The sequence below is a fragment of the Serratia marcescens genome, assembly GCF_006715005.1.
GTDB lineage: Bacteria > Pseudomonadota > Gammaproteobacteria > Enterobacterales > Enterobacteriaceae > Serratia > Serratia montpellierensis.
Map to the genome: position 1 here is coordinate 1 of NZ_VFMJ01000001.1, position 21,927 is coordinate 21,927.

24 protein-coding genes and 5 pseudogenes are annotated in these 21,927 nt (G+C 56.4%); 15 read left to right on the forward strand and 14 right to left on the reverse strand.

Annotated elements, in window-relative coordinates; all coding sequences use genetic code 11:
• From FHU12_RS27055 to FHU12_RS00040, 9 genes and pseudogenes are all read left to right on the forward strand, one after another.
• Positions 1-412, forward strand: a pseudogene (locus tag FHU12_RS27055) (hypothetical protein); the annotation flags it as partial.
• A 57-nt stretch (positions 413-469) separates the two neighbouring features.
• Positions 470-1,068, forward strand: a pseudogene (locus FHU12_RS00005) (phage baseplate protein).
• On the forward strand, positions 1,055-1,360 hold the full coding sequence (locus FHU12_RS00010) for a phage baseplate plug family protein (RefSeq protein ID WP_141966635.1): 306 nt from the start codon (positions 1,055-1,057) through the stop codon (positions 1,358-1,360). The pseudogene FHU12_RS00005 and the gene FHU12_RS00010 overlap by 14 nt, the downstream one beginning before the upstream one ends.
• A gap of 30 nt (positions 1,361-1,390) precedes the next feature.
• Entirely contained in the window at positions 1,391-1,666 is a 276-nt protein-coding gene (locus FHU12_RS00015; protein ID WP_141966636.1) for a hypothetical protein, read from the forward strand.
• A gap of 714 nt (positions 1,667-2,380) precedes the next feature.
• A pseudogene (locus FHU12_RS27550) lies at positions 2,381-3,102 on the forward strand (Gp138 family membrane-puncturing spike protein).
• Positions 3,099-3,453, forward strand: a pseudogene (locus FHU12_RS00025) (contractile injection system sheath initiator). Before FHU12_RS27550 ends, FHU12_RS00025 begins: the two co-directional pseudogenes overlap by 4 nt.
• Positions 3,450-4,646 (forward strand): annotated as a pseudogene (locus FHU12_RS00030) (baseplate J/gp47 family protein). The pseudogenes FHU12_RS00025 and FHU12_RS00030 overlap by 4 nt, the downstream one beginning before the upstream one ends.
• Positions 4,647-4,740: 94 nt before the next feature.
• Positions 4,741-5,313, forward strand: a complete 573-nt coding sequence (locus tag FHU12_RS00035) for a DUF2612 domain-containing protein (protein WP_260440684.1) — start codon at positions 4,741-4,743, stop codon at positions 5,311-5,313.
• Positions 5,306-6,229, forward strand: coding sequence for a glycine-rich domain-containing protein (locus FHU12_RS00040; protein ID WP_185742256.1), 924 nt, complete (start codon positions 5,306-5,308; stop codon positions 6,227-6,229). Before FHU12_RS00035 ends, FHU12_RS00040 begins: the two co-directional genes overlap by 8 nt.
• Before the next feature lie 276 nt (positions 6,230-6,505).
• On the opposite strand, the gene FHU12_RS00045 is transcribed toward FHU12_RS00040, so the two are convergent.
• Genes FHU12_RS00045 through FHU12_RS27060 form a run of 3 tightly spaced genes read right to left on the reverse strand, consistent with a single transcriptional unit; the run spans position 6,506 to position 7,749 of the window.
• Positions 6,506-7,273: an acyltransferase family protein gene (locus tag FHU12_RS00045; RefSeq protein ID WP_141966637.1), complete on the reverse strand. Its 768-nt coding sequence runs from the start codon at positions 7,271-7,273 to the stop codon at positions 6,506-6,508.
• Positions 7,274-7,275: 2 nt separating this feature from the next.
• Positions 7,276-7,539, reverse strand: coding sequence for an XRE family transcriptional regulator (locus FHU12_RS00050; RefSeq protein WP_141966638.1), 264 nt, complete (start codon positions 7,537-7,539; stop codon positions 7,276-7,278).
• A 36-nt stretch (positions 7,540-7,575) separates the two neighbouring features.
• The gene (locus FHU12_RS27060; RefSeq protein WP_153860755.1) at positions 7,576-7,749 is read right to left on the reverse strand and encodes a hypothetical protein; all 174 of its coding nucleotides are present in this window, start codon (positions 7,747-7,749) and stop codon (positions 7,576-7,578) included.
• A gap of 112 nt (positions 7,750-7,861) precedes the next feature.
• Here FHU12_RS27060 and FHU12_RS00055 point away from each other — a divergent pair, with 112 nt between their 5' ends.
• Positions 7,862-9,688, forward strand: coding sequence for an SGNH/GDSL hydrolase family protein (locus FHU12_RS00055; RefSeq protein WP_141966639.1), 1,827 nt, complete (start codon positions 7,862-7,864; stop codon positions 9,686-9,688).
• A 12-nt stretch (positions 9,689-9,700) separates the two neighbouring features.
• On the forward strand, positions 9,701-10,438 hold the full coding sequence (locus FHU12_RS00060; protein ID WP_141966640.1) for a hypothetical protein: 738 nt from the start codon (positions 9,701-9,703) through the stop codon (positions 10,436-10,438).
• A gap of 239 nt (positions 10,439-10,677) precedes the next feature.
• Here FHU12_RS00060 and FHU12_RS00065 read toward each other — a convergent pair whose 3' ends face one another.
• Positions 10,678-10,941, reverse strand: coding sequence for a hypothetical protein (locus FHU12_RS00065; protein WP_141966642.1), 264 nt, complete (start codon positions 10,939-10,941; stop codon positions 10,678-10,680).
• Between the two features lie 44 nt (positions 10,942-10,985).
• A complete protein-coding gene (locus FHU12_RS00070; protein ID WP_141966644.1) occupies positions 10,986-12,083 on the reverse strand; it encodes a tyrosine-type recombinase/integrase in 1,098 nt (365 codons plus the stop codon).
• A gap of 297 nt (positions 12,084-12,380) precedes the next feature.
• On the opposite strand from FHU12_RS00070, the gene glsB reads away from it, so the two are divergent.
• The 3 genes from glsB to FHU12_RS00085 all read left to right on the forward strand — a co-directional run bounded on the left by glsB (position 12,381) and on the right by FHU12_RS00085 (position 14,592).
• Complete coding sequence (gene glsB / locus FHU12_RS00075; protein WP_033649631.1) at positions 12,381-13,304, forward strand: glutaminase B; 924 nt, start codon at positions 12,381-12,383, stop codon at positions 13,302-13,304.
• 30 nt (positions 13,305-13,334) lie between these two features.
• Positions 13,335-14,057, forward strand: a complete 723-nt coding sequence (locus FHU12_RS00080; RefSeq protein ID WP_025304254.1) for a YggN family protein — start codon at positions 13,335-13,337, stop codon at positions 14,055-14,057.
• A gap of 100 nt (positions 14,058-14,157) precedes the next feature.
• On the forward strand, positions 14,158-14,592 hold the full coding sequence (locus FHU12_RS00085) for a DUF29 domain-containing protein (RefSeq protein ID WP_141966646.1): 435 nt from the start codon (positions 14,158-14,160) through the stop codon (positions 14,590-14,592).
• Between the two features lie 36 nt (positions 14,593-14,628).
• Here the strand turns inward: FHU12_RS00085 and hemW are convergent, their stop codons facing one another.
• Genes hemW through FHU12_RS00115 form a run of 6 tightly spaced genes read right to left on the reverse strand, consistent with a single transcriptional unit; the run spans position 14,629 to position 18,796 of the window.
• Positions 14,629-15,771, reverse strand: coding sequence for a radical SAM family heme chaperone HemW (gene hemW / locus FHU12_RS00090; protein WP_141966648.1), 1,143 nt, complete (start codon positions 15,769-15,771; stop codon positions 14,629-14,631).
• The gene (locus tag FHU12_RS00095; RefSeq protein ID WP_038879287.1) at positions 15,764-16,357 is read right to left on the reverse strand and encodes an XTP/dITP diphosphatase; all 594 of its coding nucleotides are present in this window, start codon (positions 16,355-16,357) and stop codon (positions 15,764-15,766) included. The genes hemW and FHU12_RS00095 overlap by 8 nt, the downstream gene beginning before the upstream one ends.
• 17 nt (positions 16,358-16,374) lie before the next feature.
• Complete coding sequence (gene yggU, locus FHU12_RS00100) at positions 16,375-16,665, reverse strand: DUF167 family protein YggU (protein WP_004948014.1); 291 nt, start codon at positions 16,663-16,665, stop codon at positions 16,375-16,377.
• Positions 16,662-17,216, reverse strand: coding sequence for a YggT family protein (locus tag FHU12_RS00105; RefSeq protein WP_084827144.1), 555 nt, complete (start codon positions 17,214-17,216; stop codon positions 16,662-16,664). The genes yggU and FHU12_RS00105 overlap by 4 nt, the downstream gene beginning before the upstream one ends.
• A gap of 31 nt (positions 17,217-17,247) precedes the next feature.
• Complete coding sequence (proC, locus tag FHU12_RS00110; RefSeq protein ID WP_141966650.1) at positions 17,248-18,069, reverse strand: pyrroline-5-carboxylate reductase; 822 nt, start codon at positions 18,067-18,069, stop codon at positions 17,248-17,250.
• 19 nt (positions 18,070-18,088) lie between these two features.
• A complete protein-coding gene (locus FHU12_RS00115; RefSeq protein ID WP_141966652.1) occupies positions 18,089-18,796 on the reverse strand; it encodes a YggS family pyridoxal phosphate-dependent enzyme in 708 nt (235 codons plus the stop codon).
• A 20-nt stretch (positions 18,797-18,816) separates the two neighbouring features.
• On the opposite strand from FHU12_RS00115, the gene FHU12_RS00120 reads away from it, so the two are divergent.
• Complete coding sequence (locus FHU12_RS00120; protein ID WP_141966654.1) at positions 18,817-19,839, forward strand: type IV pilus twitching motility protein PilT; 1,023 nt, start codon at positions 18,817-18,819, stop codon at positions 19,837-19,839.
• Here the strand turns inward: FHU12_RS00120 and ruvX are convergent.
• The 3 genes from ruvX to gshB all read right to left on the reverse strand — a co-directional run bounded on the left by ruvX (position 19,836) and on the right by gshB (position 21,918).
• Complete coding sequence (gene ruvX, locus FHU12_RS00125; protein ID WP_015379046.1) at positions 19,836-20,258, reverse strand: Holliday junction resolvase RuvX; 423 nt, start codon at positions 20,256-20,258, stop codon at positions 19,836-19,838. The genes FHU12_RS00120 and ruvX overlap by 4 nt on opposite strands.
• The gene (locus FHU12_RS00130; protein ID WP_033635940.1) at positions 20,258-20,821 is read right to left on the reverse strand and encodes a YqgE/AlgH family protein; all 564 of its coding nucleotides are present in this window, start codon (positions 20,819-20,821) and stop codon (positions 20,258-20,260) included. The genes ruvX and FHU12_RS00130 overlap by 1 nt, the downstream gene beginning before the upstream one ends.
• Before the next feature lie 146 nt (positions 20,822-20,967).
• Complete coding sequence (gene gshB / locus FHU12_RS00135) at positions 20,968-21,918, reverse strand: glutathione synthase (protein ID WP_141966656.1); 951 nt, start codon at positions 21,916-21,918, stop codon at positions 20,968-20,970.
• Positions 21,919-21,927 lie beyond the last annotated feature (9 nt).

Here is a 21,927-nt window from a genome sequence, read left to right on the forward strand (position 1 = left end):
CTTTGCTCGCTTCAATTCTGCTTTTGAAGGGTTCGCGGCGCTGGGTAAGCAGATCAAGGCGTACTACAACGGGACGTCAAAGGCCGCAGGTTATCAGAAGCTGCAATCTGTAGAGGACATCATCAGCCGCTTTGCGCCGGCCAGCGAGAACAACACCCAGGCCTATATCAACAAGCTGAGCAAAATGCTCGGCGTTGGTCGGGGTGACTCGCTGAATATTCAGGATCCACAGGTGCTGGCAACGCTGATGAATGGCATCACGCAGATTGAGAACGGCAAAAATCCTTACGCTCCAGAAATGGTGCTGAAGGCGGCTCAATCAGCCGTTGGCGCTGGCGGCTCGAATAGCTCCGTGTTCAATATCAACGTGCAGGGCGGCGGTGATCCACGAAACGGCGCGTCTTACCGGTGATGCGGTTGAGGGCGTTTACCGCCGGCAGACACGCAACATGCAAACACAGGTGGGCTGATGGATATTTTATCTGTGCTGTTCTCCCAGCAGCGGCGCCGCATCGGCATTATCGTGCCGAGCGTGGCAATCAGCGAGAAGCACATGGACGCGACGGAAATCACCGAGCACCCCGTGGAGCTCGGCGCACCGACAAGTGACCATGCTTATGATCGCCCAGCTGAGGTGACGATGGAGCTGGGGTTTGCCAGCGGCGGATCGCTGATCGATGGAATCGACACGACCGAGATTTTTAACGTCAGTACCGGTTTATCGCTGGGCACCAGCCCGGCGGACGTCTATCAGCAGCTGCTGGAGCTGAAAAAAAAGCAAAGTGCCTTTTGCCGTGACCACCGGAAAGCGGCAGTATCAGAACATGCTGATCCGCGCTATTGAGGTGCTGACCGATAAAACCAGCGAGAACGTGCTGATGACAACGCTCACCCTGCGCGAGCTCATCATCACTGAAACGCAGAAGGTGACGACCACACCGTCGGAAAAACATGCAATCACCCCAGGACACCGGCGGCGTGAGCAACACAGGGCTGAAAAACCCGACCACACCGGAAAAGCAGCAGAGCATTTTAAAGTCTGCAGGAGGCTTCCTTGGCATTGGTTGAAATCCCCCTTACGCCGGTATCTCAGCAATTTGCTATCCAACTGGCCGGCGTGCAGTACCAGCTTACGCTGATGTGGCGCGATATGGCCGGGTGGGTACTGGATATCGCGAGCAACGACAGAACGCCGATTATTCAAGGTATCCCGCTGGTGGCCGGTGCTGACCTGCTAGCGCAGTATCGCTACCTCGGGATTGGCGGCCAGTTGTTCGTGATGTCAGATCCCGCCGTGCTGGCGCCGCCGACGCAGACCAACCTGGGCATTGAATCCCACCTATACTTTCTGACCAACTGACCGCCTCCGGGCGGTTTTTATGGGGCGCCTATGACCACTAACTGGATGCGAAAATGCAGCCTTATCGTGGCGAACGATGCCGGGGAAGGGCTGGAGTTATCCGGCCTGAAAATCAGCTTCAACATCAGCAGGCCCGACATCAGCTACCCCGCCACGGCGATGTTCAAGATTTACAACCTGAGCCGGAACACCAACAGCCGGATCAGGCAGAACGAATTCACGCAGATAAAGTTTGTCGCCGGCTACCCAGGACAATTTCGGACTGATTTTTTCCGGTCAGATCCAGTATTCCTACAGCGGGCGTGAAAAACCCGACCGACACCTACGTGGTGATCCAGGCGGCCGACAGTGACCAGGCGCATAACTTCGCGGTGATGAAACACCACGCTCGCAGCCGGGTACACGCAACAGGACGTACACACCGCGCTGATGAAGCCGATTCGGGGTTTACGACATCGTCGCCGGCGCTACGCCGGAATTTGCACCACCAAGGCGCCACGCGTAAACCGATGTTCGGCATGCACCGGGATGAAGTTTCCAGCTGGCGGCGCAGTGCAAGGCAACCATGGCCGCTATGAGAACGGGCGCCTGCAGATGTGCCGGCAAAACGCCTCATCTGGCCGATGCCATCGTGCTGAACGCGCAGACGGCTGGAATCGGCATGCCTGAGCAAAACCATTAACGGCGGCATCAACGTGAAATGCCTGATTAACCCGAACATCCAGCCTCGACACGCTGATCGCCTCGACAACAAATCGATAAACCAGGTCGGCCTGTCAAACCAAGAGATCGCCACCGGCAGCACAGCGGGCGCCCTCAGTGCAGCAGCCGGCAGTTGCTGGACATGGACGGTGATTACATCGTGAAGAACATCGCCTATTACGGCGACACGCGCGGCAATGGCCTGGTATCAGACATGATCTGTATTGCCAAGGGCGCGCGGGGCTGCTTGAACCCAATCCACCATCCGGGCAGGAGCATAACGTGGTAACGAACAACGAACGCCAGGACTCCCCTGAGCTGGTGCTGAAAGCCGTGGCTGATTCGCTCAGTACCAGTCTACGGGTGGCAATGCCGGCATCATCCAGTCTTTCGACGTTGACGCGGTAACTGCCACGATCCAACCGGCTGTAAAAGCCTCTGTGCGGCAATCTGGACGGTCCTTGTCATCGGTGGCGCTGCCACTACTTGTTGATGTTCCTGTCGTGTTCCGCGCGGCGGAGGCGTCACGCTGACGTTCCAGTGACTGCCGGCGACGAGTGCCTTGTCGTGTTCGCCCGACCGCTGCATCGATTACTGGTGGCAGAACGGCGGGGTGCAGGAAACCCGTAGACCAGCGACAGCACCATCTTGCAGATGCTTTTGCGCTGTCGGGCCGCAGTCTCAGGCGAAGAAAATCATCGGCATCAGCTCCACGGCCGCGCAACTGCGCACCGATGACGGCGCCGCATTTATCGAACTCGACCCAGACAATCATGCCGTTAACGTCACCACACACGGGGAAAATGACCGCCAGCGCGCAGGGCGGCACAGAGATCCAATTCCCCAGAAATCGTGCTCAATGGCAACGTGACGAATAAACGGCAACCTGTCGCAGGGCATGGGTGCAGACGGCGGCACGGCGACGATGCTGGGGCCGGTGAGCGTGACGAACGACGTCAAGGCTGGCGGCGTCAGCCTGCAGACGCATAAACACGGCGGGCGTAGAAACTGGCAGCGGCCAGACAGGAGGCCCGGAGTGAAGTACCGCAAAGAGGACGAGAACGGCGATTACACCTTCCGGCCAGGGTGATAACACCTTTTTGGAGAACACCCCGGAGGCGGTCGCACAGGCTGTGAAAACGCGCTTTGAACTGTGGACGGGCGAATGGTTTCTCGATGTGACCGACGGCACGCCGTATCGTGAGACGATACTCGGCAAGCACAAATCAGCCGCCTACAACATGGCTGTGCGCGAGCGGATCCTCGGCACGCAGGGCGTGACCGAAATCCTCAAATTCACCACGGAATATAACCCAGATACGCGCCGCGTGACGTTCACCGCGACCATCAACACGCTGTACGGCGAAACGACTGTAACCAGCGAGGCATAATGCTCAATCTCGATACGCTAGGGCTTGCGGCCACAGTGACTGCGAGCGGGGTCAGCGCGCCCGATTATCAGACGATACTCAACACGCTGACCGGTTATTTCCAACAGATCTACGGTGACGATGTTTATCTGGGAACCTTGACAGCAAAGACGGCCAGATGCTGGCTATTTACGCGCTGGGCATCCACGACGCGAAACACACAGCGATCGCCGTCTATAACTCGTTCAGCCCGGCAACAGCGCAGGGGCGCGGTTTGGCCTCCAACGTGAAAATTAATGGCATTGCAGTAACGCCGGCGTCTCGCTCCACTGCTGATGTGCGGATCGTGGGGCAGGTCGGCACGCTGATCACCAACGGCCACAGTGCGTGACAGCAACGGCATCACCTGGTCATTACTGCCAGTGTGGTGATCGGCATAGATGCACAGTCACCGTGACAGCAACGTGCCAGGTTGATGGCCGCCGTCGTGGCACCTGCAGGTAGCATTACCGAGATCGGCACCCCTACGCGAGGTTGGCAGTCGGTAACCAACCCGGCAGCCGCAACCGCTGGGCGAAAAAGTGGAGACGGATGCGGAGTTGCGCCAGCGCCAGCTAAAATCCGTGGCTATCCATCGCTGACGGTGCTGGATGGCATTATGGGCGCTGTAGCGACCCTGGACGGCGTAGAGCGCTACCGTGGGTATGAGAACGACACCAGCGTAGAAGATGCCAACGGCTTACCGCCTCACAGCATTTTCGCTTGTTGTTGCCGGCGGTGACGCGGCGGCGATCGCCAAAACCATCGCCACCAAGAAAACGCCTGGCGGCGGCACCTACGGCACGACCACAATCGACGTTACCGACAAATACGGCATCGTGCATCCGATCAGCTTCTTCCGCCCGACCAGCGTTAATATTTACGCGCGCGTCGAGATCAAAGCGCTGCAGGGTTACACGTCGGCGGTCGGCGAGGAAATCAGAACGGCTGTTGCGGCATACATCAACGAAATCGAGATCGGCGATCCGGTATACCTGACGCGTCTATTCCTGCCTGCCAATCTGAACGGCAGCGCAGACAGCGCAACGTTCGACATTACCGACCTGCAGATAGGCACCTCACCGGGTAGCCTGGCGCCGGCAAATGTCGTGATCGGGTTCAACGCGGTAGCCGCCTGTGCGCCGGCGAATGTCGAGGTGGTGGTGATCCCATGAGTGAGACGAAATACCAAAAGCTCATCACGTCCTATCACAAGCACAAGCCGAAATTTTACGATCATATCTCCCTCATCACACAGCCCTGATCGACGTGCAGAACGCCACAGCGAAGCTGATTGACGATTTCGACCTGGACACTGCCGTAGGTAAGCAGCTGGACGCTGTCGGATTGTGGGTGGGAATAGGGCGGAAGATTGCCACGCCGATCACCGGCGTTTATTTCTCGCTGGACGATGAGGAACTCGGTTTTGATGCCGGGCTATGGCGTGGCCGATTCGATGCCGGTGGCTTCACTGAACTGGACGATGACACCTACCGAACCATCATTCGCGCGAAAATTGCGGCCAACCATTGGGACGGCACCACGGAGACGCTCAGTGATGTCTACCAGATTATTTTCCCAGACGGAAAAACGAAGATTTTCGCCGTCGATAACTTCGACATGACGATGTCGGTGTACATCACCGGCGACCGCATTACGCCGGTCATGAAAGCAGTGATCGAGCTGGGTTATCTGGACATCAAACCGTCAACCGTCCGCATCAAAAATTACACCATCACAACCGAGTCGGGGCCGCTGTTTGGCTTCGACATCGATAATGAATTTATCTCCGGCTTCGATAAGGGCGCATGGGGAACACTGCTGGGAGCATCACATGGCTAAGAACGAATTTTTACCCTTCGGCACTGCGGCAAACGCCAACGTTTTACCCAATACTGACTATCAGACGCTACCGGCACGCTCTGCGGGCTTCAGTTCGGGCGTAGCGAAGTCCGAGGAACTCAACACTGTATGGCGCCAGGGCTCGACAATGGCCGCTGTGCTGGGGCAGTTTATCGCCGATAAAACCGGTCAGGATGTGCTGGATGATGGCGATGTGAATGGCTTGCTGGATAAGCTCAAAGTGGCGATGGGCGGCTGCCTGATTGGCATTCAGCGCTTCACCGCATCAGGCACTTACACGCCAACACCTGGAACGCGATACGTGATTGTCGAGGCTGTTGGTGGCGGTGGCGGCGGAGGTGGTTGTGCCACACCTTCGTCAGGAACTGTATCTGCGGCGGCTGGTGGGAACTCAGGAACTTACGGAAAGGGAAAATATACCATAAATGGAAACGTAGCGGTCACTGTTGGAACCGGAGGGGCTGGAGGCATTGCATCAGATACTACATCAGGAGCAACGATTGGCGAGCCAGGTGGTGACACGAAATTTGGTACATTATTGACCTGTCCTGGTGGTAACTCAGGACTGGCGGCGAACTCATTTCAAATACCAAATATTTGCCAGTCAATCCCACCCAAAACCCTTCAGCCTACGGGAGCGAATATAGCATCCATTGATGGCGAGTCTGGCGGAAATGGATTTGCGTTAGGCGCAGGGATTTCAGGAAAAGGCGGGAGTAACCCACTAGGTTCTGGTGGAGCATCTGTCGGCGCAAGTGGGAGCAATTCCGTAAAAGGAAATGATGGTTCGGGGTATGGTTCAGGTGGAAGTGGTGCTTTTGCCGGCCCAAGCGCACAAGGGAAGAATGGCGGGAACGGTGCGCCGGGACTAGTCATCGTGTGGGAGTTTACTTAAATAAATCGGACTGTATAAATCGCCCATTAAACGGGCGATTTTTTAGCAATAGGCCTAACTTTGTCTCTTATCTTATTTATCTTGCGATCTATTAAATGAAGAGATAGCGAGATGGCAACAGAAAAAGCAAAGCACAAAGCAAATGTGTAATATGTTCTTGGTTGAAGGTTCAATATATTAACCAGAACAAACCCGGCAGGGATGTGTACAAGATAAAGAGGATAAGATAGCTCACCAAGCAGCCTTCCGAAAGGCGATTGCTTAATATTTATAGAGTTAGCAATAAACAGCAAAGAGAAAGCAATTGAAAGGTAAAAATGTGTATGTTGAGATATATCTCCATTCTTTATCAGTATACCCAGATAACATGAAGTATGTTGGAACCGCGTAACTAAACACCAATCCAAGGATTGATGTTACAACTGCGCCTTTAAACCTCAATCCGCCCACAGGTAAGAATCTTGCTGCGCATCCAAGAGAAAAACCAAGTGACCCGGCAAATATAGTCCCGTATCTTGAGTTCCAATCAAGCCCAGCATCTGTAGCTGTATACAAAAAATATACATGGTAAATAACAGAAATGATAACCCAGAAAGTGATGAATTTTGAACCCAGTCTGATTGCAAATGGAATTGCTGCATAAAAAAACAACTCTACAAATAGAGTCCAGCTAGGCGGGATTGTCCTTTCTTGAACATTAAAGTCAAGTCCAATTAAGGTTATGTTCATAAACCAACTTTTAATTGTTGATGGGATGGATAGGTTGGGGTCAAAAACATGTGTGTTTTTAGTGCCAAAAAAATTTATAGATAGTATAGCAATAAAAAACACTAGAAAATATATAGGGTAGATTCTAAGAATCCTGTTTATTGCATATCTTTTTATGCCATCAAAACTTGTTCCGTAGCGCTCGCATATAACCGTAGTCATAAGATAACCACTGAGGATATAGAAAGAGAAAACGGCATATCTACCCACCCCACCTATTATCCATAGATGATTAGAGCATACCAAGGCGGCAAGTATAAATCTAAAGTAACCCATGATTATTTTATCTCAGCTCCGATTTCCTGCATCTTCTTCAGCACTCGGTTTAAATCATCTTCTGACAGGACAAGCTGAGAAGCCATGAAGAACAGGATATGTGGAGACATGGCGCGCGGTTCTGCCCCGCCAGTGTATTTTCTCCACTGGCTATTACTGGCAACGCCTGCGATATCTGCCATTTGATTACCTGTGTAACCCAGCTCTGATTTTAGCCGCTCCAGGTCTTCCGGCGCGGGTGGGGTGTATTCGTTTATCAGTCTCATTGCGCACCTGCGAAAAAGCCCCTTGCGGGGCTTCTTTTAAATAAATTTGATGATGATGGTAGTTACCGTGGCGACCGCACCGATAAGACCGGTTGCGACAGCTACCGGATACCACATTGTTTCCCGGTTAATCTTCGCTGTCTCGGCCATTAGCTTGGCGATTTCAGCGTGAATCTTTTCAAGCTCTGCGGTGGTCATGTCGTTTGTCATCTCGTTCTTCCTTTCGGGTTCGGGCTGCGGCCTTTCCGCTACCTCATGTAATAAATAATAGCCCCATTGGTGCTAATTGTCAATAACCAACTCCACAACACCGGAGAAATATATGTCATCTGAAGGATTGCCAGTTGATGGCGTCGTCGGCACAGACATTGTGCTGGGAGCCCGCAGCACACAACAAGCAACTGACGAAGCAAAGAGCAGCCTGTCGGCAGATAGCGCCGCTCAGTCGGCTGATGCCGCGTTTAAGTTCAGCCGCCAGGCTAAAGAGGCTGTTTCAGGCGCTGATGATGCCGCTGAACGAGCCGAGACGGCCGCAGAAAACGCCCAGAACATCGCAGATGCCAATACCTATTACACATCATCAACCGATCCTGACGGCACGATCGCAGGTATAGCCGGGACGCCAGACGGGAAACTGTTTCGAGTAGCAATACCAGATGGTGGCGGTGTTACGGTCATCTTCAATTACTACAAAAATGCTGGCGGGGTGGCTGAGTTTATTAATTCGGAGGCCAGTGAGCGGTTTGTTACATCGGTATCGCGCCGCGTAATGCAGGCATTGCGCCGCGTTGGTGCGTTAGAAAGTAAAACGAAGCGCATTGCACAAAGCCGCGAGCACTTTTCTACGGCGCAGGATATGTCGGGCAATGTGCTGACATCATTTGAATTCGGCCGATTTGACGCGTTTGGGGCTGGTAATAGACTGGTTAAATCTATCGCTAAAAAACTACGGATAACTCAAAAAATGTTAAAGCCGATGCGTGACCTTGGGAATCTCATTGCGATAAAAGACATGTCTGATAATGTCATTCTCGGGTTTAAAGATGGAATGTTAGTTGCTAAAGGCATTCACAAAGACACATTAAAAAGTTCAGCGATAATGAGTTTTACTGATGGTAGCTCGCTGTGGCCATACCGCGCTAAAGTGGCAAAGCATGATATTGGCAGCAACCAAAACCTGAGAATTATCACTGTCGGCGATTCTTGGATGGAGTGGAAATCGATTTCTCAGGCTATCGCTAATTTGATTTACTCCAAATATGGACGCGGTGGAGATGGATGGGTTTCATTTAACATTGACGGCGGAACGGAAACGAACAATTGCCTGAATAACGTGTCAATCGTTCACAACGGATTTACTGTTTATGATGCCTCAAACGGTAGCGCGCCGAATAGTGACATTGGGTGTTCACATGATGGGTTTTCCCTGACATCTGCGAATCAGTTTGCGACGCTGCAAATTAATGGGGTTAACTGCAATACGCTGCGCATCAACTATTATGACGGTGACGGCACATTTAATTACCGAGTCGATGGCGCTGGCGACTGGGTGGCTGTTGTGGGTGGTAATACGAAAACGAAAAAATTCGTCGATATCACAGGGCTGTCGGACGGCGAGCACTCTCTGCGCATTAACACAAATGGGAACACTGGGACGGTTTCGCTTTATGGTTTTAACGCGGATAAACCAATCGGTGCCACGCTATACAAATGCGGCAATGGTGGCATGACAACGCCAATGTATAGTTATGTTTTGCCACACATTCCGCATTTCGTTGAGTACATTAATCCAGACGTAGCGATTATCATAATCGGCATTAACGATTATTGGAAAAGTGTGAGCATTGATGCATTTTATGCAGGGTACAGTGACCTGATTGATTCATACCGCTCAGTTAATAAAGATATGGGCATCATTCTCATTTCTCCGCCAATTCCAAACGCAACCGGCGCTACAAATATGTCGGTATTTAACGATGCGATCAGGAGCCTATCAGTCCAGAAAAATGCCGAGTTCTATAGCGGATATGACGTATTTCCTAAAAATTGGGCTGATGGTGATGCTGCTGGTCTTTGGTTTAACAACCTCCATCTAAACGACGTCGGCGCACAACTGCTGGCAACACAGAACGTTGAAAAATTCTTGTAAGGGGTTATAAAAATGCCATTTCCTGAGATCATTAATTGGACCATGCCAGGTGTAGGATTTCCGAAAGCGTCTGAATTCGAAACTATCGCTCTGGATGTTCCTGTCAAAGCGGGATTGCTCGGCGCGTATTTCACAACCGAATATACAGCCGACGCACTTTATAACTATGCCGATCCAACCAAGCCACTGAAGAAAGTGGGTAGTCCGCAGCTCGATGGTCCGTATGCCGTCTGTAACGCGCAAAACTGTTTTGATACGGGCATCCCCTCTCAAAATGAAATGAGCGTCATTTCAATAGCGCTTCGCTCTGATAATTCCAGTACCGGCGGACAGGGAATGGTTATCTCAAATTATGATGGCGTCGGTGGAGATTCACTGCGTCTAACTGACACTTCCGTAGTAGCGAATGCATGGGTAACTGCGGGGCTAACGAATGCGATTACGCCGATCGTGAATATCCCGAATACAGACTTCGTGATCGGCACTGGCCAGTTTAACCCAGGGCGTTCTGTCTCTGGATTCTATGACCCGACCGCAAAAAACATTGTCTCTAATTCGTCGCTAGGGGCTGGCCGCCAGGTGCAGTCGAATACACTGCTGATCGGTGGTCACAGAAGCGCAGGGCAGTTCACGGGATGGGCGCATGTTTCTGTTGTGCTTGTGTTCAATCGGCTGCTGACAGTCGATGAATACAAATCGATCTGCCTCTACCTGCGTTTCACGTTCGGCCCGCAGTTCCTGATTTGGTAATGCCATTGTGCCGGGAGGGAACCCGGCAGACTTGAAAACTCAATCGTAGCCCCTATCTAAAATCTGCTGCCCCGTCGCCGGCCTCGTAGTGTTCGAATGGTTGAACATCGGCAGGGGCAGCATCTTGGATGGTGCTGACCGCCTGGCGGAAAATGGATGGTAATTGCTAATCTTTAGTAATATTATCAAATCGTTATGCTGGTGGGGCGGTGGTGACCGATACCACCTATAACCAGTTTTTAATCAACCAGGTGCACGGCATTGTTTTCGATGCCGGCTTCGATGTAATCGACGCGCTTCTGCAGCTCGCGGATCAGCGCCTTGGCAACGTCCAGCCGAATCATCACATCCTGATCGGCAAAGGCAGTGGCCTTGTCAGCGCAAACATATGACATTGTATCCACGAAGGATGAGTGTAGCAGAACAAAACCGCCAAAAGCGCTATGGTCTGCCTGAAAGTTGGTTAGTTGCCGCATGCCGATAATTTCGTCTTGAGATTTCATGTTCTGAGCCCGATAGAAGTTTGCTGGATATTTGTACAGTCCGATCATTGTTCGGTCAACTTCGATTTCTTCAACTGCTCGAACTTCTCATGCAGTGATTTCGGGTAGAGCTCGGTGTATACCTGCCAAAGCAGATTCAAGTTGCGATGGCCGGTGACCTGGGCAACTTCCTCAATGCTAAACCCCGCCTCAAAAAGCCTACTGGCCGCCTCACGACGCATATCGTGATAGCGCAAGTCCTCTATGCCTAATCGGTCTCTGACGCGCTGGAAGCCTGAACTAACGGACTGTGGCTTGTATGGGAAGATAAGCTCGGATTTTTTCGGCTGGCGCTGAACGATATCCCATGCCTCACCGAGAAGCGGCACCATCATATGATTGCCGGCTTTCTTTCTCGGATCCTTCCTGTCTCTGACCATCACCGCCCGTTGCTGCTCGTTCACGTCCTCCCACCTTATGCGGCAGACTTCACCTATCCTCATGCATGACAGTATCGAAAAATTGAGAATATCTTCGTAGGGTATAATCGACTGGCGCTTACCTGCTCGCTCTCTCAAACCGGCGACGAGGCGTGCCAGTTCGTCGCTGGCTGGCCTGCGGGTTCTGCGCTGTGATTTCCCTATCAATCCCATTTTTAAAGCCGTAGCCCGCGCCTCTTTCGCTGGGTTGCGAGTGTAATCCAAGCCGAATATAGGTTTGGCTGTTGAGAGAACGGACGAAAGGTAACTCAGGTCTTGAGCTACTGTCGCTGGGCCAGCACCGGCGGCGTTGCGGTCGCGGCAATGCTCAATAACGTGGTGGTCTTGCAAATCCAGCAGCTTAATATTGGCAATATCACAATCGGCAAGCATGTTGAGTATATAGCCTTTACTGCGCCCGACTTTTCCTCCCAGCGCCGGATCATCCACGTACTTCCTGATAAGGTCACCTACAGTTAGATCACTTGAGCTATTTTCGCCTGGCACCCCATCAGCCTCTATCTGGGTCACCCGGTTGGCACCCCACGTTTTAGCGAGCTGGTGGCGCCCAAAGGTTTTGCTCTCGCGGTAGATGTATTTTCCGCCTTGCTTCACGCCCACAGTGCAGCGGTAGCGCGTTGTACCATCAGCGCGCGGACGTTTTTCTATGCTATAGTATGCCATCTCAATTCCTTTGCCGGTTCCGGGTCACCATGAAAATGGGGTGCTCTATGGGGTGCTGACAAAGAGAAAATATACTATTTGGTTACCGTATGCACCAAAATAAACCAAATAGGAACCCAGGCCCAGCCTGCGCTGTGCTTGAGTTCCCTTGATTTGGTTGGTAGTGATACCGAATGGTGAGTTCGATATCTGGTGGGATTGATCGCGCTTGCCCGATGAGCGCGGCTTCGCGCCGCGCCGTTTTATTGATCTAAGGTGCCTTAACGGCGCCTTTGTTTTGCCCGGAGTGTGACCGAGGTGGTAACAACATTGGATAACGCGTTGCTGGAGGAGATCCTGCAACAGGTGCGCCCGCTGATTGGTCAGGGGAAAGTGGCTGACTACATCCCGGCGTTGGCGGAAGTGCCCGCCGATCGGCTGGCGATCGCCGTCTGCACGGTGGACGGCGAACTGTTCCAAGCCGGCGACGCCGCGGAGCGCTTCTCCATTCAGTCGATCTCCAAAGTGCTGAGCCTGACGCTGGCGCTGACGCGCTATCAGGAGCCTGAGATCTGGCGGCGCGTCGGCAAAGAGCCTTCCGGCCTGCCGTTCAACTCGCTGCTGCAGCTGGAGATGGAGCAGGGCAAACCGCGCAATCCGTTTATCAACCCCGGCGCGCTGGTGGTGTGCGACATGCTGCAAACCCGGCTCAGCGCCCCCAAACAGCGCATGCTGGAGGTGGTGCGCCAGCTGGCCGGCGAAGACGACCTGGCCTATGACCTGCGGGTGGCGCGCTCCGAGTTCGAACACTCCGATCGCAATGCGGCCATCGCCTATCTGATGAAGTCGTTCGGCAACTTCGAGAACGACGTGATCACCGTGCTGCAAACCTATTTCCACTACTGTGCGCTGCGCATGAGCTGCGTGGAGCTGGCGCGCAGCTTCGTCTATCTGGCCAATCACGGCCGCGATCTCAACGGCGAGACGGTGATCAGCCCGCTGCAGGCCCGGCAGATCAATGCCCTGATGATGACCAGCGGCATGTACGACGGCGCCGGCGAATTCGCCTATCGGGTGGGGATGCCGGGCAAGTCCGGCGTGGGCGGCGGCATCGTGGCCATCGTGCCGGGCGAGCTGTCGATCGTCGTCTGGTCGCCGGAGCTGGATGCTTCCGGCAACTCGCTGGCGGGAACTGCGGCGCTGGAACTGTTGTCTCAACGTATCGGTCGTTCGATTTTTTAATCCCAATCTGGATGGGAGTCAGGAGAAGCTATGTTGAAGAAAACCGGGTTAGCCTTACTGCTGCTGGCGGCGACTGCCGCGCAGGCCCACGCCGAGTACCAATGCAGCGTTAAACCCCAGGACGATGTGATCATCAGCCCGCAGAGCGTGCAGGTGAAAGGCGCCAGCGGCGACCTGCAAATTTCGCCGGATGGCGACGTGATCCGCAACGGCCAGGCGCTGAGCCTGAGCGACAGCCAGCGGCAGAAAGCCTTCAGTTACCAGAGCGCCTTGCGCAAGCAGCTGCCGTGGATCGACGACGGCGCGCAGAAGCACCTGGAGAAAGCCCGCTCGGCGCTGGATAAGGTGATCGTCAAAGAGCTGGGCAGTAACAGCAACGTGCGTAACCGGCTGACCACCCTGAACGGCCAGCTGAAACAGCAGATGAATCGCATCATCGAACACCGCAGCGACGGTCTGACCTTCCACCACCAGGCGATTGACCAGGTGGAACAGGACGGCCGCAACATCGTGCAGCAGAGCATGGGCGGCGTGCTGCAGGACAGCCTGAACGAGATGGGCGTCAAACAGGCCGCCAACAGCGGCGGCAACCCGCTGCAGGCGATCATGGGCAACCTGGGCGGCTTGCAGAAGGCGATCCAGAACGAGTGGAACAACCAGGAGCAGGACTTCCAGAACTTCGGTCACGACGTTTGCAACCGCGTCACCGCACTGGAAACCCAGCGCAAGGATCTGCTGAAGGCGTTGAAGTAATTTAAGAATTTCCTCGGGAGAACGTTTTTTGACCTTCTGAAGCTTATCTGACAGACTGGTCAAACTACGTACAGATTTAGGGATGTTTACGGAGGACGCTATGAGCCATACACGTTACGAAACCGATGTTGTTGCCTGGGCAAATGAACAGGCCGCTCTTTTGCGCTCCGGAAAATTGTCTGAGATCGATATTGAAAAGATCGCCGAGGAGATTGAGGACGTGGGGAAGAGCGAGCAAAGGGAACTTGCTAGCCGGATGACGGTGCTGATTGCACATTTACTTAAATGGAAATATCAGCCGGCCAGGCGCGGAACCAGTTGGGAGAGAACGATTAAAGCGCAGCGCAAAGAGGTGCTTTACAGCTTGAAAGAGTCTCCCAGCCTAAAAGGTAAACTGGGCGATGCTGATTGGCTGGATGTCGTCTGGTCGAAGGCCGTTGCGCTCGCCACGGCCGAAACCGGGCTGGATGTGTATCCGGAAAACGGCATCTGGGAAACTCGGCAGATTCTGTCTCAGACGTTTTACCCGGATTAACACCAATAAAAAAGCGCTGATTATTCAGCGCTTTTTTTACTCGTCGTCTGCCAGGAACAGTTCCAGCAGCGAGTTGAGGAACAGTTTGCCCTTCTCGGTGATCTGCCAGTGCTCTGCGGTTTCTTCCAGATAGCCTTTGGCCAGCGCTTCGTCCAGCTGCGGGCGAATGACGCTTTCCGCCAGCCCGGTGTAGTTGACGAAGTCGGCGCGCGGCGCAGCTTCCAGCAGGCGGAAGCGGTTCATGAAGAACTCGAACGGCCGATCTGCCACCGCCACCTCATGCTGCTTGTCCATGTAGTCGCCGCGCATAAAGCCGCGCGGGTGCTTGGTCTTGGCGGTGCGCAGGATGCGCCCGTCGCTGAAGGTCACCTTGCCGTGCGCGCCGCAGCCGATCCCCAGGTAGTCGCCGAAGCGCCAGTAGTTGAGGTTGTGCTGGCATTGGTAGCCCGGTTTGGCATAGGCCGAGGTTTCATACTGCTGATAGCCGGCGGCGCTGAGCAGCTGGTGGCCGCGCTCGAAGATGTCCCACAGCGCGTCGTCGTCCGGCAAAACCGGCGGGCGCGAGCTGAACAGGGTGTTCGGCTCGATGGTCAGCTGATACCACGACAGGTGCGGCGGATTGAGGGCGATAGCCTGGCGCAAATCGTCCAGCGCCTCTTCCAGCGACTGATCCGGCAGGCCGTGCATCAGATCGAGGTTGAAGCTGCGCAGGCCGAGGCCGGTCGCCAGCGTTGCCGCGCGTTTGGCCTCTTCCGGGCCGTGGATGCGCCCCAGGCGGGTCAGCTTCTCGGCGCTGAAGCTTTGCACCCCGATGGAGATGCGGTTGACGCCGGCGCGCTGGTAGCCGCTGAAGCGATCGGCCTCCACGGTGCCGGGGTTGGCCTCCATGGTGATTTCGGCGTCGTCGGCGACGCGTATGCGCGCCCGCACGCCGTCCAGCAAGGCTTGCATCGCCTCTGCGCTCAGCAGGCTGGGGGTGCCGCCGCCGATGAAGATGGTGCTTATCTCCCGGCCGCCGGCCAGCGGCAGGTCGGCATCCAGATCCGCCAACAGATGATCGACATACTCCTGATGCGGCACGTCACCCTTCAGTGCATGGGAGTTGAAGTCGCAGTACGGGCATTTCTGCACGCACCACGGGATGTGAATGTAGAGACTCAGCGGGGGCAGCTTAAGCATTGCGCATGGCTTCCAACATCAGCTTCAGCGCTTTGCCGCGGTGCGAAATCGCCCGCTTCTCGTCGCGGCTCAGCTCGGCGGCGGTGCGGCCCAGCTCCGGCACGTAGAAGACAGGATCGTAACCGAAGCCGCCTTCGCCGGCGGCCTGCTCGGTGATCTCACCGGCCCAGCTGCCGTGGAACACCAGCGGCGTCGGATCTTCTGCATGGCGCAGATAGACCAGCACGCAGTGGAATTGCGCGCCGCGCCGGCCCGGCGCTACGCCTTTCAGCGCCGCCAGCAGCTTGTCGAGGTTCTGCCGATCGTCGGCGTCTTCACCGGCATAGCGTGCGGAGTAGATGCCCGGCGCGCCGCCCAGCGCGTCGACCGCCAGGCCGGAGTCGTCGGCGATCGCCGGCAGGCCGGTGACCTGTGCCGCATGGCGCGCTTTGAGAATGGCGTTTTCAATAAACGTCAGCCCGGTTTCTTCGGCGGATTCCACGCCCAGATCGGTTTGCGCGACCACGTCCAGGCCGAAATCGGCCAACAGGTCGGCAAGTTCGCGCACTTTGCCCGGGTTACCGGTGGCAAGAACGACTTTTTGCATAATGACTACCTTGAAAATTATTCGATGAGCGCCGCGACCACGGCGGGGATCTGTTGCGGATTCACGATGCGTAACTGTTTATGCCGCCCCAGTTCGCCTTTCTCGATGGTGACGTTGCTTTTCGCCACTTTGAACTGCTTGGCGATAAACTTGATCAAATGGGCGTTGGCTTGGCCGTCGACCGGCGGGGCGGTGATGGCGACTTTTAGTTCGTCGCCATGCAAGCCGATAATTTGGTCGCGGCTGGCTTTCGGCTGAATATATAGCCTGATCGCCAGCCCGTCCAGCACCGGAGTGACTGCACTCACAGCAGGAACCAGATCTCGCCGAACAGATCCATGCCCAGGTAGTTGATCAGATAGAGGATCAGGATCACCACCATGGCGGAAAAGTCGATACCGCCCATCGCCGGGATGATGCGACGGATCGGCGCCATCAAGGGTTCGGTCAGTTGGTACATCACGTAGTCGATCGGGCTGCGGCCCTGACTGATCCAGCTCATCAGCGCACGAATGATCATCACCCAGAAGATCAGGTAGCCGGCGGATTTCACCAGCGAGATCAGGCCGAACAGCAGGTTATAGGGGCTGAGCGACATCGCACCGCCCTGGATCAGCAGCAGCAGCGGGTACTTGATGGTCATCAGCAGGAACGCCAGCAGCAGCGAAGCGCTGTCGATAGGCCCCAGCGATGGGATGATGCGGCGCAGGGGGCCGACGATCGGCTGGGTGATCTTCACCACAAACTGCGAGAACGGGTTGTAAAAATCGGTGCGCGTCCATTGCATCCAAATGCGCAGCAACAGCACCATCACGTACAGATCAATAACGGTCTTGACCAGGAAAGTCAGCGTTAGCATGAAGTGGTCCTTCTCCTTAACTCATGGTTATTTAAAATAATTTTTCCATCTCTTGGGCACGAGAAACGGCGGCCTGCATCGCTTGCGCCACGGTTTCCGGCAATTGGCGCTCGTTGAACACCCGCAGCGCTTCGGCAGTGGTACCGCCTTTGGAGGTCACCTGCTCGCGCAGCGTACCCAGCGGCGTGTCCGGGTTGGCTTCCACCAGCGCGGCGGCGCCGGAAGCGGCCTGCTGCACCAGATCGCGTGCGGTCTGGCTGTCGAAGCCCATGCGTTCGGCCTCTTTTTGCATCGCTTCCATAAACAGGAAGAAATAGGCCGGGGCGCTGCCCGCGGCGGCGATCACGCCGTTGATGCCATTTTCGTCATCTACCCAGCAAACTTTACCGACCGACGCCATTAAATCGCCGGTGTAGTCGCGATCCTGTTGGCTGACCTGCGCCGGGGCGTACAGCCCGCTCATGCCCTTGCCGACCAGCGACGGGGTATTAGGCATGATGCGCACGATGTTCAGCTTGTCGCCGAGCAGCTGATAGAAGCGACTGACCTGAATGCCGGCGGCGATCGACAGCACCAGCTTGCCGCCGAAATCGACCTGTTCGCGCAGCGGCTGGCACACGTCGCCCATCATCTGTGGTTTGACCGCCAGCACCACCACCTCGGCCTCACGCGCGCAGGCGACGTTGTCGCCGCTGCTGACGATGCCGTAGTCCGCCGCCAGCGCATCGCGGTTTTTCGCCGAAGGGGCGCAGACGCTGATGGATTTGGCCGGATAGCCGCCTGCCACCAGGCCGGCGATGATTGCGCGCGCCATGTTGCCGGCGCCGATAAAGGTAATCTTGCGATGTTGCATCAAATCCCTCGTCTGTTTGTCAGGCCTGCGAGTAGTCGCGGGCGCCAAAAATTGCGGTGCCGATGCGCACCAGGGTGCTGCCTGCGGCAATCGCTGCCGCCATATCGTCCGTCATGCCCATCGATAGCGTATCGACCTGCGGATAACGCTGGCGCAGGGCGAGAAAGGCGTCGTTCATCCGGCTGAATACCGCCAACTGCCGCTGGTAATCCGCTTCCGGCGCCGGGATGGCCATCAGGCCGCGCAGCGTCAGGTTCGGCAGCGCAGCGATCGCCTCGGCCAGCGCCGGCAGTTCGCTTAACGCGATGCCGGATTTGCTCTGCTCATCGCTGATATTGATTTGAATCAGCACGTTGAGCGGCGGCAGGTCGGCCGGGCGCTGATCGCTCAGGCGCTGGGCGATGCGCAGCCGATCCACGGTATGGCACCAGGCGAAGTGTTCCGCCACCAGCCGACTCTTATTGGATTGCAGCGGGCCGATAAAGTGCCACACCAACTCGCCGCTCTGCGGCGACTCGGCGAAATGCCGGATCTTGTCTACCCCTTCCTGCACGTAGTTCTCGCCGAAGGCACGCTGGCCCGCGGCGATGGCTTCTTCGATCGCCGCCACAGGTTTGGTTTTGCTGACTGCAAGCAGAGCAACTTCTTCTGGCGCCCGCGCGCAGTTTTGCGCGGCGGCCGCAATGCGGTTTCTGACATCCTGCAGGTTCTGTTGGATAGTGCTCATTATTGACCCGGGAGAGTGATATGGATATCGATGAATTCGTGGCCCTTAGTGTAAAGCATAATGCTTCCGATCTGCACCTTTGTGCCGGTCATCCGCCGATGTTACGCATCGACGGTGAACTGCAGCCGCTGGCGGCGGCGCCAGCGCTGACGGCGCAAGGCGTGCAGACCCTCTGCGACGGATTGCTGAATGCGCAGCAGCGCGAGAACCTGCGGCGGCTGGGGCAGATCGATCTGGCGCTGCACAGGCCGGGTGGGGAGCGGCTGCGGGCCAACGTTTTTCAGCAACGCGCGGGGATGTCTCTCGCGTTGCGGCGCATCGCCGGGCAGGCGCCTTCGCTTGCCGAGCTGGCGGCGCCGGCCATCGTCCCGGCGCTGCTGCGGCGCGACGACGGGCTTCTCCTGGTCACCGGCGCCACCGGCAGCGGCAAGTCCACCACGCTGGCGGCGATGATCGACGAGATCAACCGGCACCAGCCGCGGCACATTTTGACGCTGGAGGATCCGATCGAATTTCTGCACCGCAGCCGGCGTTCGCTGATCCAGCAGCGGGAGATCGGCCGCGACAGCCACAGCTTCGATGCGGCGTTGCGCGCTGCGCTGCGTGAAGATCCGGATGTGATCCTGCTGGGCGAGCTGCGCGATATCGCCACCATTCGGCTGGCGCTCACCGCGGCGGAGACCGGCCATCTGGTGTTGGCGACGCTGCACACCCGCAGCGCGCCGCAGGCGGTGGAACGGCTGGTGGACGTGTTTCCGGCGGAAGAGAAACCCTATGTGCGTGCCCAGCTGGCCGGCAGCCTGCAGGCGGTAATCGCACAAAAGCTGATGCGGCGGCCTGGCGGCGGACGCGTGGCGATCTTTGAGGTGCTGACGGCGACAGCGGCGGTCAGCAACCTGATCCGCGAAGGGAAAACCCATCAGTTGGCGAGCGTGTTGCAAACCGGCGCGCAGTCCGGCATGCAAACCTTTGAGCAAGGTTTGCAGCAGCGGATCGACGCCGGAATGCTGGGAGAGTGTGCGGGGGAATCGGCGGGCGTTTAGCCCAGCTGCCGTTCGAACCAGCTTTCGAGGATCACTACCGCAGAGGCGGAATCCACGCTGCCTTTGTCGAGCGCGCGGAAGCCGCCGCGATCGAACAGGTTGGCGCGCGCCTCCACGGTGCTCAGGCGCTCGTCATGCAGATCGATCTGGATACCGAAGCGGCCGTGCAGGCGGTTGGCGAACTTGCGCGCCTGGGCGGTTACCGGTTGTTCGGTGCCGTCCATGTTCAGCGGCAGGCCGACCACCACCAGATCCGGCTGCCACTCCTTCAGCAGTTTTTCGATTTTCAGCCAGTCCGGTGAGCCGTCCTGTGCTTTGAAGGCCGGCAGGGCGCGAGCGCTGCCGGTTAACTCCTGGCCGACGGCCGCGCCGATGCTTTTGGTGCCGAAGTCGAAGGCGATAATGGTGCGGTTGCTCATCAGGCGTGTCCTGCGTGGTTGGCGATGCTGCGAATGTCGATACCCAGAAGGTTCCCCGCCTCGCGCCAACGGCTGGCGATCGGCGTGCGGAACAGAATGTCGGTGTTGGCTTCGATGGTCAGCCAGGCGTTTTCCAACACCTCCTGCTCCAGCTGGCCCTTTTCCCAACCTGCATAACCCAGCGCCACCAGCACGTCGTCCGGTTGTTCCGGGGTGCCGAGCGTTTCCAGCACGTCTTTCGAGGTGGTGATCATGGTGTTGGGCGAAATTTGAATGCTGGCACCGAAGCCGTGGCGCGGCGTATGCAGGATAAATCCGCGATCGTCCGCCAGCGGGCCGCCGGCGAACACCGGCTTGTCCAGGCTGATGGCCGGATCGCGCGCAGGTGGCATGATCTTCAGCTTGCTCAATACCGTGGCTACCGTGAACTGCTCCACCGGTTTATTGATCACCAAACCCATGGCGCCTTCTTCGTTGTGCTCGCAGACGTAAATCACCGAGCGCTTGAAGCGAGGATCCTGCAGGGTGGGCATGGCGATCAGAAAATGGTGCTGTAAATTCATGGCGTTAGTATAAGGTAATCAATGGGTGAGAAAATAAACAGCCGCCAGTATGCGGCTATACCCGCTGCCTTTCAAGCCGTTGCCGAAAGGCGCGCTTTGGCGGGCGCGATGCAGGTTAGCGGGCGGCAGGCCGCCCGCATGACGCATTACTTCGCCGCCAGGCGCTTTTCAATCGCGTCCATCAGCATGCCGGTAATCGAGATCGGGAATGCCGCCTCAATTTCGCGTGCGCAGGTTGGGCTGGTCACGTTGATCTCGGTCAGGCGATCGCCGATCACGTCCAGGCCGACGAAGATTAGCCCTTTCTCTTTCAGCGTCGGGGCGACGGTGCGGGCGATGTTCCAGTCGCTCTCGCTCAGCGGACGCGCTTCGCCACGGCCGCCGGCCGCCAGATTGCCGCGGGTCTCGCCCTGCGCCGGAATGCGCGCCAGGCAGTAAGGCACCGGCTCGCCGTCCACCACCAGGATGCGTTTGTCGCCGTCCTTGATCGCCGGCAGGAAGTTCTGCGCCATGCAGAAACGGCTGCCGTGTTCGGTCAGGGTTTCGATGATCACCGACAGGTTGGGATCGTCCTGCTTCACGCGGAAGATAGACGCGCCGCCCATGCCGTCCAGCGGTTTCAGGATGATGTCGCCGTGCTGCTGGTGGAATTTGCGGATGTGCGCGGCGCTGCGGCTGACCAGCGTATCCGGCGTCAGCTCAGGGAACCAGGCGGTGAACAGCTTCTCGTTGCAGTCGCGCAGGCTTTGCGGCTTGTTGACCACCAGCGTGCCTTTGACTTCGGCGCGCTCCAAAATGTAGGTCGCGTAGATGTATTCGGTATCGAACGGCGGATCCTTGCGCATCAGGATCACGTCCAGATCGTGCAGCGCCAGATCCTGCTCGCTGCCGAAGCTGAACCAGTTCTCCTTGTCTTCCTTCACGCTCAGCAGGCGGGTGCGGGCGCGCCCGTCACCGGCGTGCAGATAGAGATCGTTCATCTCCATGTAGTGCAATTCGTAACCGCGGCGCTGCGCTTCGAGCAGCATGGCGAAGCTGGTGTCTTTCTTGATGTTGATGGAATCGATAGGGTCCATCACGATGCCGAGCTTAATCATCTTTTCTCC